The sequence below is a fragment of the Herbaspirillum sp. Her3 genome, assembly GCF_057961275.1.
Map to the genome: position 1 here is coordinate 4,845,764 of NZ_CM176328.1, position 15,502 is coordinate 4,861,265.

16 protein-coding genes are annotated in these 15,502 nt (G+C 63.3%); 10 read left to right on the forward strand and 6 right to left on the reverse strand.

From position 1 onward, the window contains the following. Positions 1 to 80 precede the first annotated feature (80 nt). Entirely contained in the window at positions 81 to 1,580 is a 1,500-nt protein-coding gene (locus ACVC5H_RS22020) for a peptidylprolyl isomerase (protein WP_489619854.1), read from the reverse strand. Between the two features lie 25 nt (positions 1,581 to 1,605). Continuing rightward, complete coding sequence (locus tag ACVC5H_RS22025; RefSeq protein ID WP_489619855.1) at positions 1,606 to 3,888, reverse strand: LPS-assembly protein LptD; 2,283 nt, start codon at positions 3,886 to 3,888, stop codon at positions 1,606 to 1,608. A gap of 97 nt (positions 3,889 to 3,985) precedes the next feature. Here ACVC5H_RS22025 and ACVC5H_RS22030 point away from each other — a divergent pair, with 97 nt between their 5' ends. From ACVC5H_RS22030 to upp, 5 genes are all read left to right on the forward strand, one after another. Next, complete coding sequence (locus ACVC5H_RS22030) at positions 3,986 to 5,017, forward strand: aminoglycoside phosphotransferase family protein (protein WP_489619856.1); 1,032 nt, start codon at positions 3,986 to 3,988, stop codon at positions 5,015 to 5,017. Between the two features lie 10 nt (positions 5,018 to 5,027). Then, a complete protein-coding gene (murU, locus tag ACVC5H_RS22035; protein WP_034349671.1) occupies positions 5,028 to 5,744 on the forward strand; it encodes an N-acetylmuramate alpha-1-phosphate uridylyltransferase MurU in 717 nt (238 codons plus the stop codon). Next, positions 5,741 to 7,087 carry an aminopeptidase P N-terminal domain-containing protein gene (locus ACVC5H_RS22040; protein WP_489619857.1) on the forward strand — a complete coding sequence of 449 codons (1,347 nt, stop codon included), beginning with the start codon at positions 5,741 to 5,743 and terminating at the stop codon, positions 7,085 to 7,087. The genes murU and ACVC5H_RS22040 overlap by 4 nt, the downstream gene beginning before the upstream one ends. A 107-nt stretch (positions 7,088 to 7,194) precedes the next feature. Further along, positions 7,195 to 8,343: an FAD-dependent monooxygenase gene (locus ACVC5H_RS22045; protein WP_489619858.1), complete on the forward strand. Its 1,149-nt coding sequence runs from the start codon at positions 7,195 to 7,197 to the stop codon at positions 8,341 to 8,343. Between the two features lie 123 nt (positions 8,344 to 8,466). Beyond that, on the forward strand, positions 8,467 to 9,114 hold the full coding sequence (gene upp, locus ACVC5H_RS22050; protein ID WP_175342651.1) for a uracil phosphoribosyltransferase: 648 nt from the start codon (positions 8,467 to 8,469) through the stop codon (positions 9,112 to 9,114). Positions 9,115 to 9,202: 88 nt separating this feature from the next. Here the strand turns inward: upp and ACVC5H_RS22055 are convergent, their stop codons facing one another. The 4 genes from ACVC5H_RS22055 to ACVC5H_RS22070 form a co-directional block, all read right to left on the reverse strand. Continuing rightward, on the reverse strand, positions 9,203 to 10,642 hold the full coding sequence (locus ACVC5H_RS22055) for an NAD(P)(+) transhydrogenase (Re/Si-specific) subunit beta (RefSeq protein WP_489619859.1): 1,440 nt from the start codon (positions 10,640 to 10,642) through the stop codon (positions 9,203 to 9,205). Next, positions 10,639 to 10,953, reverse strand: a complete 315-nt coding sequence (locus ACVC5H_RS22060; RefSeq protein ID WP_006461707.1) for an NAD(P) transhydrogenase subunit alpha part 2 — start codon at positions 10,951 to 10,953, stop codon at positions 10,639 to 10,641. The genes ACVC5H_RS22055 and ACVC5H_RS22060 overlap by 4 nt, the downstream gene beginning before the upstream one ends. Before the next feature lie 60 nt (positions 10,954 to 11,013). Then, entirely contained in the window at positions 11,014 to 11,376 is a 363-nt protein-coding gene (gene panD, locus ACVC5H_RS22065) for an aspartate 1-decarboxylase (RefSeq protein WP_489619860.1), read from the reverse strand. Between the two features lie 86 nt (positions 11,377 to 11,462). Next, positions 11,463 to 12,578 (reverse strand): Re/Si-specific NAD(P)(+) transhydrogenase subunit alpha, encoded by a 1,116-nt coding sequence (locus tag ACVC5H_RS22070; RefSeq protein ID WP_489619861.1) that lies wholly within the window; start codon positions 12,576 to 12,578, stop codon positions 11,463 to 11,465. Positions 12,579 to 12,745: 167 nt separating this feature from the next. On the opposite strand from ACVC5H_RS22070, the gene ACVC5H_RS22075 reads away from it, so the two are divergent. The 5 genes from ACVC5H_RS22075 to ACVC5H_RS22095 all read left to right on the forward strand — a co-directional run bounded on the left by ACVC5H_RS22075 (position 12,746) and on the right by ACVC5H_RS22095 (position 15,493). Continuing rightward, complete coding sequence (locus ACVC5H_RS22075) at positions 12,746 to 13,234, forward strand: NUDIX hydrolase (protein ID WP_489619862.1); 489 nt, start codon at positions 12,746 to 12,748, stop codon at positions 13,232 to 13,234. 58 nt (positions 13,235 to 13,292) lie between these two features. Then, positions 13,293 to 14,399, forward strand: coding sequence for a tRNA 2-thiouridine(34) synthase MnmA (gene mnmA, locus ACVC5H_RS22080; RefSeq protein WP_489619863.1), 1,107 nt, complete (start codon positions 13,293 to 13,295; stop codon positions 14,397 to 14,399). Between the two features lie 219 nt (positions 14,400 to 14,618). After that, positions 14,619 to 14,807 (forward strand): hemin uptake protein HemP, encoded by a 189-nt coding sequence (gene hemP / locus ACVC5H_RS22085; RefSeq protein ID WP_006461712.1) that lies wholly within the window; start codon positions 14,619 to 14,621, stop codon positions 14,805 to 14,807. Between the two features lie 96 nt (positions 14,808 to 14,903). Then, a complete protein-coding gene (locus ACVC5H_RS22090; RefSeq protein WP_489619864.1) occupies positions 14,904 to 15,224 on the forward strand; it encodes a hypothetical protein in 321 nt (106 codons plus the stop codon). Positions 15,225 to 15,265: 41 nt separating this feature from the next. Continuing rightward, positions 15,266 to 15,493 carry a (2Fe-2S)-binding protein gene (locus ACVC5H_RS22095; RefSeq protein WP_338718014.1) on the forward strand — a complete coding sequence of 76 codons (228 nt, stop codon included), beginning with the start codon at positions 15,266 to 15,268 and terminating at the stop codon, positions 15,491 to 15,493. The last annotated feature ends 9 nt before the right edge of the window (positions 15,494 to 15,502 follow it).

A 15,502-nucleotide genomic window follows, 5' to 3' on the forward strand; every position in this document is an offset into this window, starting at 1 on the left:
AAAAATGCAAGGGCCGGCGACAAGGCCGGCCTCTTGCGCGCAACTGGGAGACACGCTGGCCTCCCCTGCCGGATCGGCGATCAATCGTCGGTACGATACTCGACGTAAGCGCGGTCGCGGATCTGGCGCATCCAGTCTTCGGTGGCTTCCTCGATCTTGCGTTCGCGGATGGCCTGGCGCGCAGCCTGGCGGGTGCGCTCCTTGGAGGCATCGTCGGTCTTGCGCTCGACCACCTGGATCAGGTGATAGCCGAACGGGGTTTCGATGGGCTGGCTGACTTCACCCGGCTTCAACTGGTCCATGGCACGCTCGAACTCGGGCACGGTATCGCCCGGATAGATCCAGCCGAGGTCGCCGCCCTTGGAGGCCGACAGGTCATTGGAATACAGCTTGGCCAGTTCTTCGAAGGTGGCCGAGCCATTGTCCAGACGCTCCTTCAGCTCGGTCAGCTTGCGCTTGGCTTCGGCAGCGGTGACCACCTGATTGACCTTGATGAGGATATGGCGCACGTGGGTCTGCTGCACGGCCGGGGCAGTCGCCTGGGCACCGCCGACGGCGCGACGTCCGACCAGCTTGAGAATGTGGAAGCCGTTACCGCTCTTGAGCAGGCCGCTGACCTGGCCATCCTGCAGCTTGGCCACGCCATCCAGGAACAATTGCGGCAGGCGATCGGCAGGACGCCAGCCGAGGTCGCCGCCAGACAGTGCATCGGAAGAATCGGAGTAGGCTGCGGCCGTCTTGGCGAAGTCGGCGCCGGTCTTCAACTGGCGCAGCACGTCCTCGGCACGCTCACGGCGTGCAGCCAGCTGTTCGGGACTGGCGTTCTCGGGCACGCGGATCAGGATCTGGGCGATGTCCAGTTCCTGGCGCTGGCCACCGGCGTTGGCTTCGGCGGCGAGATAGTTGTCGATCTCGGATTCGGTGACCACCACCTTGTTGTCCACCTCACGCTCGCGCAGGCGCTGGCTGAGAATCTCGCGGCGGATCTCTTCGCGGAAGCTGGCGTAGTTCATGCCTTCAGCTTCCAGGCGGGTGCGGAATTCGGCGATGGACAGCTTGTTCTGCTCGGCGATGCGCTGCATGGCGCGGTCCAGCATGGCGTCGTCGACGACGATACCGTTTTCCTTGGCCATCTGCGCCTGGGCGCGTTCGACGATCATGCGCTCGACCAGCTGGCGCACCAGTTGCGCGCGCGGAGGCAATTGCACGTTCTGCGCGGCCATGCGTTTTTCCACACTGGCCAGACGCTCGGCCACTTCCTGGCGGGTGATGACTTCGTTGTTGACCACGACCAGGATGGAATCCACCGGCTGCGGCTCAGTACGGGCGCTGACCTTGGCCGGCGCCGCCGCAGCGGGCGCGGCCACTGGCGCGGCAGGCTTGCTGGCGGCCGGCTTGGCGGCAGCCTTGGAGGCGCCCTTGGCCGGTGCCGGCTGGGTGCTGCCAGCGGTCTCCGGCGGCGTCACCGGGATGATGGTGGTGGCGAACTGCGCATGCGCATTGCTGATCACGCCCAGCATGCACAGCAGCGCGGTCACTGTTTTGGTTGTTGCGAGGAGTGGGGTACGCATATTACGCATGGACTAGTCGTTGGTTCGAAAAAAGTTAGAAGTTGTTGCCGGGCATGGTATCCGGCAGGTTCACGTTCTGGTAACCGGGCACGCTGCTCTTGATGGCATCCATCGGGTTGGAACCGATCTTGGAGAGCCCATTGAGTTCGAGCTGGATGAAGAAGCCCGTCGATGCCTTGGTCGAGGAGGTCGGAATGCGTTGTCCCACCACCCGGAAGACCCAGCAGTCGGCCTTGTATTCGAAGCCGGCCAGGCCTTCGGCCACGGTGCGGTCGGGGATCGAATAGTTCACGCGGCCCACGGCATAGATGCGCTGGGTAATCGGCCACTGGCCGGAGACGTCAACCTGCTTGAGCGGATCGAGCACGCCGGTGTAGGGATTGATGTAGGTACGGTCCAGGCGGTATGTCAGGTTCAGCACGCGCTTGGGCGCGGGCTGCCAGCGGATGCCGAAGGTGGAGCGCACCATCTGGCGCAGTGTCTCGCTGTACTGCACCGTGTTGTCGGTGGAGAACTCCTGGCTGAACTGGCCACCCAGCGACAGCAGCAGGTCGGACTTGCTGCCCAGCGTGGTGGTGGTAGTGCCGGTGATGCCGACTTTGGGATCGGCGAAGTAGTAGCGCTGGCCGATGGCGGCGCGCAGGCGTTCCAGGCCGTTTTCCTCGATCAGGCGCGAGGTCACGGCAGCAGTCAGCTGGTTGGCATCGCTGATGCGGTCATGGCCGGAGAAGCGGTTTTCCGTGAAGATCTGGGCAAAGTTGAAGTCGGCCAGGGCGGAATCGAAGACCGGATACTGCGACTGGTCGCGGTAGGGTGTACGCACGTAGAACAGGCGCGGCTCCAGCGTCTGGGTCATGCTGCGGCCGAGCAGGCTGGATTCGCGCTCGAAGATCAGGCCGGAATCCAGCGATAGCGTAGGCAAGGTACGGCTGAAGCTGGTGGGCTGGCCGGCCGAGACGTTGTTCAGGTTGTAGCTGGTGGCATCCAGGATCACCTTTGGCGTGAAGAAATAGCCCGGGCGAATGATGGGATAGGAGACCGTCTGCGTGATGTAGGCGCGGTCGCCGCCGATCAGGTCGCCGCTGGAGAAGCGCGTGAAGTCGGCGGTGGTGCTGAAGTCGAAGCCGCCTACGTCATAGCGGTTGCCGTTGAAGGTGATCTCGGGCACACGGTCATAGGGCTTGGTAATGGGCGCATTGACGTCCTGCAGCAGCTGATACTTGGACACCAGTGCGTTCACGTTCCAGTAGGTGCTGCTGTAACTGAGGCTGACGTTGCGCGGCAGCAGGCGCTGCGTACTGCCGGTGATCGAATGCGCGAAGTCCGACGGATAGTCGTTGTCGGATGCCTTGTTCAGGTTCCACGCCAGCTGCAGGCCCGGAGCCAGGGTCTGGTTGTGGATCGAGGACAGCGAATAGCGGCCGGTGCCGGTCACCTGGTCCTGGATGCCTTCGACGGTGGTGGTCCCGCTGTAGCCATCGCCCAGGTAGCGGGTTTCGGCACCCAGTTGCAGGCCCCGGCGCGCGATGTACTTGGGCACCAGGGTCAGGTCATAGTTGGGCGCCAGGTTGAAATAATACGGTACCGAGATCTCGGCGCCACCGGTACTGGTCATGCCGATGGTGGGCGGCAGCACACCCGACTTGCGGTCTCCCGACAGCGGGAAGGACATCCAGGGCGAGCCCAGAATGGGCACGTCCTTGAAATAGAGCAGACCGTCATGCATCGTGCCGGTATCACGGCCGCTATCGAGGTCCATGGTGTTGGCACGCAGGTACCAGTCGGGATCGGGCGCCTCGCAGGTGCTGTAGGTGCCCTGGGTGACCTTGGCCTGGTCGTCCGAGAGGAAATCGATGCGCTCGGCCTTGCCGCGGCCGCCGTTCTTGCCCAGCAGATAAGTCGGGCTGGTCACGAAACCGGCGCCGGTACCCATGTTCATCTCGGCGTGGTCACCGGTGTACTGGTCGCGCAGTCGCTGCATCCAGACGTGGCCGGTGGCCTCGACTTCATCCTGGATGATGCGGTATTCGGCCTTGTCGGCCTTGACGGTGGTGGCGCCCTTGACCAGTTCCACGTCGCGGTCCAGGTTGACCTGGCGATCGGGGCGGCCGGTCATCTGCTCGGCACTGACGTTGACCGGGGCGTCCTGGTCCTGTACGGGAGGAGTGGCCGGCGTGGCGGCGGGCATGCTCATCTGGGCGTGCACCGACAGCGGCAACAAGGCCGAGGCCGACGCCACCACCATGGCCGAAGAAAACAGACGCGCCAGCCGCCAGTTGACAGTACGTTCAGTTAAAGACTTGGAAAACCGGATCATGAAAAGGGAGGCTAGATACCGTGCAGGCGGATTTTTTGGGGTTAATCCCTTATTATATGGGAACTCAACCACATCCAACGATTTCCTCAGATAGTTCATGTCTTCACCTGGTTCCACCCCCGATCTCCGCCTGTCCGAACTGCAAGCCTGGCTGGCCACCCTGGCCGATACCCCGGTGCTGTCCGCCACCCTGCGCCCGGCCTCGGCCGACGCCAGCTTCCGCCGCTATTTCCGGGTGGATACACCCGATGGCGGCAGCGCCATCGTGATGGATGCCCCGCCGCCGCAGGAAGACGTGCGCCCCTTCGTGAAGGTGGCCGGCCTCTTCGGCGCGACCGGGGTGACCGTGCCGAAGGTGCTGGCGCAGGATACCGAGCGCGGCTTCCTGCTGCTCTCCGACCTGGGTTCGACCACCTACCTGTCGCAACTGTCAGCTGACAGCGCGCACGCACTATACATGGATGCGATCGAGGCCCTGGTACTTTTACAAGCGCAAAGCAAGCCCGAGGCCCTGCCCGAATACGACCGCGCCCTGCTGCTGCGCGAACTGGAGCTGTTCCGCGAGTGGTACATCGGCAAGCACCTGGGCGTGACCCTCACCGACGAACAGAACGCGGTGCTGGACAAGACCTTCGATGCCATCCTGGCCAACAACCTGGCTCAGCCCCAGGTCTACGTGCACCGCGACTACCATTCGCGCAACCTGATGGTGCTGCCCAAGGGCAACCCCGGCATTCTCGACTTCCAGGATGCGGTCTACGGCCCCATCACCTACGACCTGGTCTCGCTGCTGCGCGATGCCTACATCCAGTGGGATGAGGAAATGGTGCTGGACTGGGCCATCCGCTACTGGGAAAAGGCCCGCCGCGCCGGCCTGCCGGTCACGCCCGACATCGATACCTTCTACCGCGACTTCGAATGGATGGGCCTGCAGCGCCACCTGAAGGTGCTGGGCATCTTCGCCCGCCTGTGGCACCGCGACGGCAAGGATGGATACCTGAAAGACATCCCGCTGGTGATGGAATACACCCTCAAGACCGCGCGCCGCTACGTGGCCTTTACGCCCCTGGTGCGCCTGATCGAGAAGCTGGAGCAGGAACACGCGCCCAAGTTCGGCTACACCTTCTGAGGCGCCGACCATGAAAGCCATGATCTTCGCAGCCGGGCGCGGCGAGCGCATGCGTCCGCTGACCGATACCTGTCCCAAGCCGCTGCTCAAAGTCCGTGGCCGCCCCTTGATCGTCTGGCAGATCCTCTCGCTGGTACGCGCCGGCATCACCGAGATTGTCATCAATCACGCCCACCTGGGCCAGATGATCGAAGACACCCTCGGCGACGGCAGCCGCTTCGGCGCCAGACTCTTTTATTCACCGGAAACCACGGCCCTGGAAACGGCAGGCGGTATCGCCCAGGCGCGCCACCTGCTGGGTGAAGAACCTTTCATAGCGGTCTCAGGCGACATCTGGTGCCCGCATTTTGACTACAGCGAACTGCTCACCGTGCTGGAAGACGAAGACCCGTGGGGCAACCCGCTGCCGCAAGACCAGCGCGACATGGCCTGGCTGTACCTGGTCAAGAATCCGCCCTTCCACCCCGAGGGCGACTTCGCCCTGAACAACTTTGCGCTGGCCAACGAAGGCCAGCCCAAGCTGACCTTTGCCAACATCGGCGTGTATCGCCCGCAGATGTTCGATGGCATCGCCCCCGGCACCCATGCCAAGCTGGGACCGCTGCTGCGCCAGTATGCCGACCAGGGCCGCATCGGCGGCGACGTCTACCGGGGCCAATGGCACAACGTCGGCACCATCGAACAACTGGAAGCACTGAACCTGCCACCGCAAGGAAACCGACCATGAGCTTCGACGCCTCCCCCTTCGCCGCCCGCCGCGCCCGCCTGTTGGCCAGCCTGCAACAAGCCGGGGGTGGCGTGGCCATCATCCCGACCGCGCCCGAGGTGATGCGCAACCGCGATGCCGATTATCCGTATCGCCATGACAGCTATTTCTACTACCTGACCGGTTTCACCGAGCCTGAAGCGGTGCTGGTGCTGGTGGCCGGCAAGGAAAACCGCAGCATCCTGTTCTGCCGCGACAAGAACCTGGAACGCGAGATCTGGGATGGCTATCGCCACGGTCCGCAAGCCGCGCAGCAATTGTTTGCGCTGGATGCGGCCCATCCCATCGAGGAACTGGACAAGAACATGCCCGCCCTGCTCTCCGACGCCCGTGCCGTCTATTACGCACTGGGCCAGGATGAGAAGCGCGATGCACAGCTGCAGCGCTGGCTGCAAGGCGTGCGCGCCCTGGCGCGCAGCGGCGTGTCGGCACCTGGCGCGGTGGTCGACGTGAGCGTGCTGCTGGACGATATGCGCCTGTTCAAGGACGCTTTCGAGATCGACCTCATGAAGCGCGCCGGCATCATCTCAGCCGAAGCCCATTGCCGCGCCATGCGCATCTGCCGCCCCGGCCTGCGCGAATACCATCTCGAAGCCGAACTGCTGCACGAATTTCGCCGCAACGGTTCGCAATATCCGGCCTATGGTTCCATCGTCGCCACCGGCGCCAACAGCTGCGTGCTGCACTATCGCGCGGGCGATGCCGAGATCAAGGACGGCGACCTGGTCCTGATCGATGCCGGCTGCGAACTGGACAGCTACGCCTCCGACATCACCCGCACCTTCCCGGCCAATGGCAAGTTCAGCGGGCCGCAGAAGGCGCTCTACGAGATCGTGCTGGCTGCGCAAGCCGCTGCCGTCGCCGAGACCGCGCCCGGCAAGCGCTTCATGGATGGCCATGACGCCGCCGTGCGGGTGCTGGCGCAAGGCATGCTCGACACCGGCCTGCTGGACAAATCCAAGGTCGGTTCGCTGGACGATGTGATCGAAAAAGGCGACTACCGCCAGTTCTACATGCACCGCACCGGTCACTGGCTGGGCATGGACGTGCATGACGTGGGCGACTACCGCGATCCGGCCACGGCCGACGGTACCAAGCCCTGGCGCACGCTGCAGCCGGGCATGGTGCTGACCATCGAGCCGGGCATCTACGTGCGTCCGGGAGAAGGCGTGCCGGAGCAGTTCTGGAACATCGGCATCCGCATCGAGGATGACGCCCACGTCACGCCATCGGGCTGCGAACTCTTGACCACGGGTGTACCCAGCAAGGTCGAGGACATCGAAGCGCTGATGCGCCAGGGCTGAAGCGCCCACCTCTACGGGCCGCGCATGCGCCGGATCAATCCCGGCCGGCGCGGCTCCGCTACAATGATGTCTTTCTGAATCTTCTGTAGAAGGCATCTCCCGGCATCATGGAATCCGTCGATTTCGACCTGATCATCTGCGGCGGCGGCCCGGTCGGCCAGAGCGTGGCCGGCCTGCTGGCCCGGCGCCAATTGCCCGCCGAGCGCATCGCCCTGGTCGACATGAAGTCGCCCGAGCAAGCCGCCGCCGACCCGCGCACCATCGCCCTCTCCTACGGCAGCCGCCAGATCCTCGACGAACTGGGCGCCTGGGACGACATCGGCCGCAGCGCCACTGCCATCGAACAAATCCACGTCTCGCGCCGTGGCCACTTCGGGCGCACCCTGCTGGACCGCAAGGATTACCAGTTGCCCGCGCTGGGCTACGTGGCGCGCTATGGCGAGGTCAATCGCGCCCTGGCCTCAGCCATCGCGCCGCTGGGACTGAACCTGATGCGCCCGGCCGAAGCGCAGGACATCGTGGAAGATGACGATCACGTCGCCGTCACCCTGAAGGATGGCCGCGTGCTGCGCGCGCAATTGCTGATCCAGGCCGAAGGTGGCGTCTTCGGCGAGCAGCAGCAAAAGACGCTGCAGCGCGATTACCAGCAGCTCGGCATCATCGCCCACGTGCTGGCCGATGGCGTCATCGCCCATCGTGCCTTCGAACGCTTCACCGATGAAGGTCCGCTGGCCCTGCTGCCGCAGGACGATGGTTATGCGCTGGTCTGGTGCGTGCGCCCGGCCACCGGTGAGCAATTGATGGCGCTGGACGATGCGGCCTTCCTGGCGGCCTTGCAGCTCACCTTCGGCCAACGGGTCGGCCGCTTCACCCGCATCAGCGCGCGCCATGCCTTCCCGCTTGGCTTGAACGCCCGTCCCGGCCAGAGCCGGCGCGTGGTGGCCATCGGCAATGCCGCGCAAACCCTGCATCCGGTAGCGGGCCAGGGCTTGAACCTGGGCCTGCGCGACGCCCGCGTGCTGGCCGACGTGCTGGCGCGCGAGATTTCTCCCCAGGCTTTGCAGGCCTTCGAGCGCCAGCGCGGACAGGATCGCGGCCTGACCATCCGCCTGACCGACCTGATGGCACGCATCTTTGCCGGCTCGCCCCAGGGCTCGCCGCTGCAAGCCGCCTTGGGGCTGTCGTTGGGCGCCATCGACCTGCTGCCCGCTGCACGCGGCTTGCTGGCCGGACAGATGATGTTTGGCCGCCGATGATGTGAACAATCCTGTCATTTCGCAGGCTGGGACCGTCGCGCAGGCCGCCAGGAAATGCGACAATGCGGGCTTGCGGCGCTCGCCGCTCCACCCCGCACTCCATCCCGCAGATACGCATTTGCCATGAAACAAGACCCGCGCTTCAAGAATCTCTTCATCCTCGACCACCCGCTGATCCAGCACAAGCTGACGCACATGCGCGACAAGCGCACCTCCACGCGCACCTTCCGCGACCTGCTGCGCGAGATCACGCTGCTGATGGGATATGAAATCACGCGCGACCTGCCCCTGACCACCGAGACCATCGAAACCCCGCTGGTGACCTATGAAGCCCCGGTGATCGCCGGCAAGAAGCTGGCCGTGGTGCCGGTGCTGCGCGCGGGCGTGGGCATGAGCGATGGCCTGCTGGAACTGATTCCCTCGGCGCGCGTGGGCCATATCGGCGTCTACCGCGACGAGAACCACAAGCCGGTGGAATACCTGGTGCGCCTGCCGGACCTGCAAGACCGCATCATGATCCTGTGCGATCCGATGGTCGCCACGGGCAACTCGGCCGTCTATGCCGTGGATGCGCTCAAGAAGCGCGGTGTGCCGGCTTCGCACATCGTTTTCGTGGCGCTGGTGGCGGCCCCGGAAGGCGTACAGGTGTTCGCTGATGCGCATCCGGATGTGAAGCTTTACGTCGCTTCCCTGGATTCCCACCTGGATGAGGATGCCTACATCGTCCCAGGATTGGGCGATGCGGGGGATCGCATTTTCGGCACCAAGTAAGCGCCCCTCTCCGCTTGGGCGACGCCAAAGAAAACGGGCTGCGCAGTGATGCGCAGCCCGTTTTCTTTGCTGCCGGCGAAGACCAAACTCAGTCCACCGCCTTGACCATATCCTCGATGACCTTCTTGGCATCGCCAAAGACCATCATGGTCTTGTCCATGTAGAACAGTTCATTGTCCAGGCCGGCGTAACCGGCCGCCATGGAGCGCTTGTTCACGATCACGGTCTTGGCCTTGTAGGCTTCCAGGATCGGCATCCCTGCAATGGGTGACTTCGGGTCCTTGGCCGCCGGGTTGACCACATCGTTGGCCCCCAGCACCAGCACCACGTCGGCCTGGGCGAATTCGCTGTTGATGTCTTCCATCTCGAACACCTGGTCATACGGCACTTCGGCCTCGGCCAGCAACACGTTCATGTGGCCGGGCATGCGGCCGGCCACCGGGTGGATCGCGTACTTCACGGTCACGCCGTTGTGGGTCAGCTTTTCGGTCAATTCCTTCAGTGCGTGCTGCGCACGTGCGACGGCCAGGCCGTAACCCGGCACGATGATGACGGTTTCTGCATTTCCCATCAGGAACGCCGCATCATCGGCCGATCCCGACTTGACGCTGCGCTGCTGCTGCGCACCGCCACCGGCCGCCGCCGCCTCGCCACCGAAACCACCCAGGATCACGTTGAAGAAGGAGCGGTTCATCGCCTTGCACATGATGTAGGAGAGGATGGCGCCGGAAGAACCGACCAGCGAACCCGCGATGATGAGCATGGAGTTGTTCAGCGAAAAACCAATGCCCGCCGCCGCCCAGCCGGAATAGCTGTTCAACATCGAGACCACCACGGGCATGTCGGCACCGCCGATGGGAATGATGATGAGCACGCCCAGCGCAAAGGCAATCGCCGCCATGATGATGAAAGGCAGCCAGTTTTGCGTGAGCACGAAGATGATGCCGAAGCCGATCATGGCCACCGCCAGCAACAGGTTCAGGAAATGCTGGCCGGCGAAGTTGACCGGCGCGCCCTGGAACAGGCGGAACTTGTACTTGCCCGAGAGCTTGCCGAAGGCGATCACCGAACCGGAGAAGGTGATGGCGCCCACGAAGGTGCCGATGAACAGTTCCACCCGGTTGCCCACGGGGATCAGCTGCCCGTGCGCCGAAATGCCCAGTGCCCACGGCTCGGCCACCGCCGCCACCGCGATACAGACCGCCGCCAGACCAATGAGCGAGTGCATCGCCGCCACCAGTTCGGGCATCTTGGTCATCTCGACGCTACGCGCCAGATAGGCGCCGATGCCGCCACCCACGATCACGCCAGCGGCCACCAGCAGGTAGCCGATGTCGCCGGAAGGATTGCTTCCCTCGCCCTTGAGCTTGACGATCAGCGCCAGCGTGGTCAGCACCGCGATCACCATGCCGGCGATGCCAAAGCTGTTGCCGCGCCGGGCCGTGGCCGGGTGCGAGAGGCCCTTCAAGGCCTGGATGAAACAGATCGATGCGATCAGGTACAGCAGGGTCACCAGGTTCATGCTCATGCTTGTTCTCCCGACTTGGCCTTGGGCTCTTTCTTCTTGAACATTTCCAGCATGCGCTGGGTCACCATGAAGCCGCCAAACACGTTCACCGCCGCCAGCGCCACGGCCAGCGTGCCGGCGATGCGGCCGACCGTGCCTTCGGTGAGGCCCGCCGCCAGCATCGCGCCGATGATGATGATGGCCGAGATGGCATTGGTCACCGCCATCAGGGGCGTGTGCAAGGCAGGGGTCACGGTCCAGACCACGTGGTAGCCAACGTAGATGGCCAGCACGAAGATGATCAGGTTGATGATGGTGTGGCTGACTTCCATGGTGTTCCTCCTTGTGAGGCAGCCCGCGGGTGAAACGGGCCGCATGGTTCTTGTCGAGGGTCAGATTGCCTTGAGGCTGGTGATGTGGTTCTTGTCGTCCACGAAGACCACCTTGGGCTTGTAGCTGGCCACTTCTTCATCGCTCATCGGCGCATAGGTACAGATGATGAGCAAATCGCCCAGGTGCGCCAGGCGGGCGGCCGCCCCGTTCAACGAGATCTCGCCGCTGCCGCGCTTGCCGCGAATGGCGTAGGTGGAGAAACGTTCACCGTTGTTGACGTTGTAGAGTTCGATCTTCTCGAACTCGCGGATGTCGGCTGCTTCCAGCAGGTCTTCGTCGATTCCGCAGGAACCTTCATAGTTCAGGTCGCACTGGGTGACCGAGGCGCGATGGATCTTCGCGCACAGCATGATGCGTTGCATGGACTTCTTCCTTCTTGATTCTGAAATTGATGGGCTTGAGGGGGACTCAAAACGCCCGGGTTTTCTGCCGACCCGGGCCGGCAGATTCATTTGCGCAGGATCTCGCCGCCCTGGCAGAGCAGCGTGGCCGCGACGATATCGTCTTCCTTGTTGATGACCAGCTTGCCCTCGGCATCGATGATCAGCTTGAGGAAGTCCAGCACGTTGCGCGCATACAGCGCCGAGGCGTCGGCCGCCACCAGGGCCGCCAGGTTGCCTTCGCCGATGATGTGCACGCCGTGCTTGATGACGGTCTTGCCGGGTTCCGACAAGGGGCAGTTGCCGCCCTGGTCGACCGCCATGTCCAGGATCACCGAACCGGGCTTCATGGCCTTGACCGTGTCTTCGCTGATCAGCACCGGTGCCTTGCGGCCGGGGATCAGGGCGGTGGTGATGATGATGTCGGCCTGTTTGGCGCGTTCGTGGACCAGCTCGGCCTGGCGCTTCATCCAGTCCGGTGGCATGGGGCGGGCATAGCCGCCCACGCCCTGGGCGATTTCTTTTTCTTCTTCGGTCAGGAAGGGCACGTCCAGAAATTTGGCGCCCAGCGATTCGATCTGCTCCTTCACGGCCGGACGCACGTCAGAGGCCTCGATCACCGCGCCCAGCCGCTTGGCCGTGGCAATGGCCTGCAGGCCGGCCACGCCAGCGCCCATGATCAACATGCGCGCGGCCTTCACAGTACCGGCTGCGGTCATCAGCATGGGCATGAAGCGTTGATAAGTATTGGCGGCCATCAGCACAGCCTTGTAGCCGGCGATGTTGGCCTGCGAGGACAGCACGTCCAGCGATTGCGCGCGGGTGGTGCGAGGCGCGGCTTCGAGGGCGAAGGCGGTGAGGCCGGCGGCAGCCATGGCGGCGGTGTTGTCGGCGTCGAAGGGATTCAACATGCCGATGACCACAGTGCCGGGCTGGATGCGGGCGCGCTCGGACGCGTTGGGGGCGCGCACCTTGAGCAGGATCTCGGCGGTGTAGACGGCTTCGGCACTGCCGATGCTGGCACCCACGGCCACGTAGGCTTCGTCGGGAATGCTGGACTTGACCCCGGCGCCGGACTCGACCATCACTTCGTGCCGGGCAGCCACCAGTTTCTTGACGGTTTCGGGGGTGGCGGCGACGCGGGTTTCTCCGTCCCGGCTTTCGGCGGGGATCGCTATCCTCATTCCTGACTCCTTTTATTGTGGATTCTCGGCCCAATCTTACACGACTCGCCTTGCCGGGCGAGAAATTGTCCAGCCTGCAAGAAAACTGCGCGATCCCGCGCCACGGCGGCCCTGGCGCTGAAGAATGGGCCTCGACAGGGTAAAATGGCGGATTCACGAGGTCATCAATGTCTGAAGTCTGGAAACCCTCTGTCACCGTGGCCGCCATCATCGAGCGCGACGGACGCTTCCTGATGGTGGAAGAGCACAGCGCAGGCGGGCTGCGCATCAACCAGCCGGCCGGCCATCTGGAGCCGGGCGAGTCCCTGATCGAGGCAGCCGTACGCGAGGCGCTAGAAGAATCGGCGCATGTCTTCACCCCAACGGCCCTGGTCGGCACTTATCTTTCACGCAACGTCTCGTCCTCGCGCGGCGGGCTGTCGGTGACCTACCTGCGCTTCGCCTTTGCCGGCACCGTCGGCGAGACGCTGGACCGGCCGCTGGACGAGGGTATCGTGCGTACCCTCTGGATGAGCCGCGCAGAACTGGCGGCCTGTGCCGAACGCCACCGCAGCCCCCTGGTGCTGCGCTGCGTGGACGATTACCTGGCCGGCCAGCGGGCGCCGCTGGAGCTGGTGCATACCGATCCCAGCGCTGTGGGTGCATTGCCCGGCTGACGCCGGTGGTCATATTGGCGGGACATCGGCACGGATGACCGCATCGAACGGATACAACATGAGCAAGAAAAGAGTAGTCATCGGCATGTCGGGCGGCGTGGATTCGTCGGTGTCGGCATGGCTGTTGAAGGAACAGGGCTATGAGGTCATCGGACTCTTTATGAAGAATTGGGAAGATGACGACGATTCCGAATACTGTTCCACCCGGGAAGACTGGATTGATGCGGTCAGCGTGGCCGATGTGGTCGGGGTGGATATCGAGGCAGTGAATTTTGCTTCCGAGTACAAGGATCGCGTCTTCGCCGAGTTCCTGCGCGAATACCAGGCCGGCCGCACCCCCAACCCGGACGTGCTGTGCAATGCCGAGATCAAGTTCAAGGCCTTCCTCGACCATGCCATGAAGCTGGGGGCCGACCTGATCGCCACCGGCCATTACGCACGCGTGCGCCAGGGGCCGCAGGGCGACTTCCAGTTGCTCAAGGCGCTGGACGCCAGCAAGGACCAGAGCTATTTCCTGCATCGGCTGAATCAGGAACAACTCTCGCGCACGGTCTTCCCGCTGGGGGAGATCCACAAGACGGAAGTGCGCAAGATTGCCGAGCAGCTGCAACTGCCCAATGCCAAGAAGAAGGACTCGACCGGCATCTGCTTCATTGGCGAGCGGCCTTTCCGTGAATTCCTGAACCGTTATCTTTCCTACAAACCTGGCCCGATCAAGACCGCCGATGGCCAGACCGTGGGCGAGCATGTGGGGCTGTCCTTCTATACGCTGGGCCAGCGCAAGGGTATCGGCATCGGTGGCCTGAAGGCGCACCAGAATGCCGATGGTCATGGCGATGCCTGGTACGTGGCGCGCAAGGATGTGGAAAACAACACGCTCTATATCGTCCAGGGGCATGACCATCCCTGGCTGCTCTCGCCCACCCTCTCGGCCGGCCAGGTCAGCTGGGTGGCCGGCCATGCGCCACAACTGAGCGCGCTGTCGGCCAAGACACGCTATCGCCAGGCCGACGTGCCCTGTGGCTTTGCCGATGCCGGCAGCACCTTCTCGCTGGCCTTCGACACCCCGCAATGGGCGGTCACGCCGGGGCAGTCGGCAGTGCTCTATGACGGCGAAGTCTGCCTGGGCGGCGGCATCATCGAAAGCGGTGCGCTGCCGGATTAAAATTTCATCGAGGCAACTTTTGAACGCCCCGTGCGCGAACTTCGCGGCGGGGCGTTTTCTTTTGGGCAAGCTTGACAGCCTTGTTAGCCTTGAAGTGTTTCCGTCAGGACCCTAAATGATAAAAATTATCAATCACACCGATAAAAGGACTTGCAATCCCGCCGCAAATGGAAAATAATCTAAATAAGAATTGTTCGCATTTAATAGGAGGTGATTGTAATGAGCCAACTGAACGACAACAGCATGGAACGTCGCAACAAGCCGGGCACGACCGCCAACGGAACGCCGATCACCCGCATCAAGAGCACGGACCTGTTCCGTCAGATGCGCGAACTGGAGATCGATCACGGTGGTCGCATCTACAAGCTGCGGCTGACGCAGTTGAACAAGCTGATCCTGACGGCCTGAGCCGGCAGTCTCAGTCAAGGTGGATCCCTAAACAGGCCAGCCAGTGTCGTCCGTCATGACGCACCGCCAGCCAAGCTAGCCCGCGAGGAGAGTTTGATGGTCAACGAGAACATGACGTCCACATTCGTGGAACCGAGCAGCGCACCGGCCCAGCCTGAACTTCTGGTGTCCGCCGTGCTGCATCTGATGTCGCACTACACCGCCAACAACAGCCAGGAAACGCAAAGTTGCGTAAAGCTGGCCTCGGTGATCGAAAGACACCTGAAGGCCCTGGCGGATTTGCCCAACCTGGCGCCGGTCCTGCGGGCCACCTGCCAGCAGCTCTCGGAACAGTGGGCGCATGTGGTGGAACGGACGATGCCGCCGCAGGAAAAATTCAATTTCTTCTCGCGCATGGTTGCAGGGGCGAGATCCTAGCCATCGTTAAGAGCCTGGTAGAGCAGGCAGCAAGGCGTACAATGATCGTATGTGTTTGTAACAACATCTCCGAAGGCAAGATACATCAGGCGGTCAACGCAGGCATGACGTCCATGGCCGAGCTGCGCAAGCAGCTTGGCGTGGGTACCTGCTGCGGCAAGTGCCATTCCTGCGCCAAGAACGTCCTGCGCGAGTGCCTCAGCAGTTCCCGTCAAACACAGCAAGGCGTGCGTCCGGTGGTGTTCCATCCCTCGCTGGCCGCCGCCTGAATCAGATCA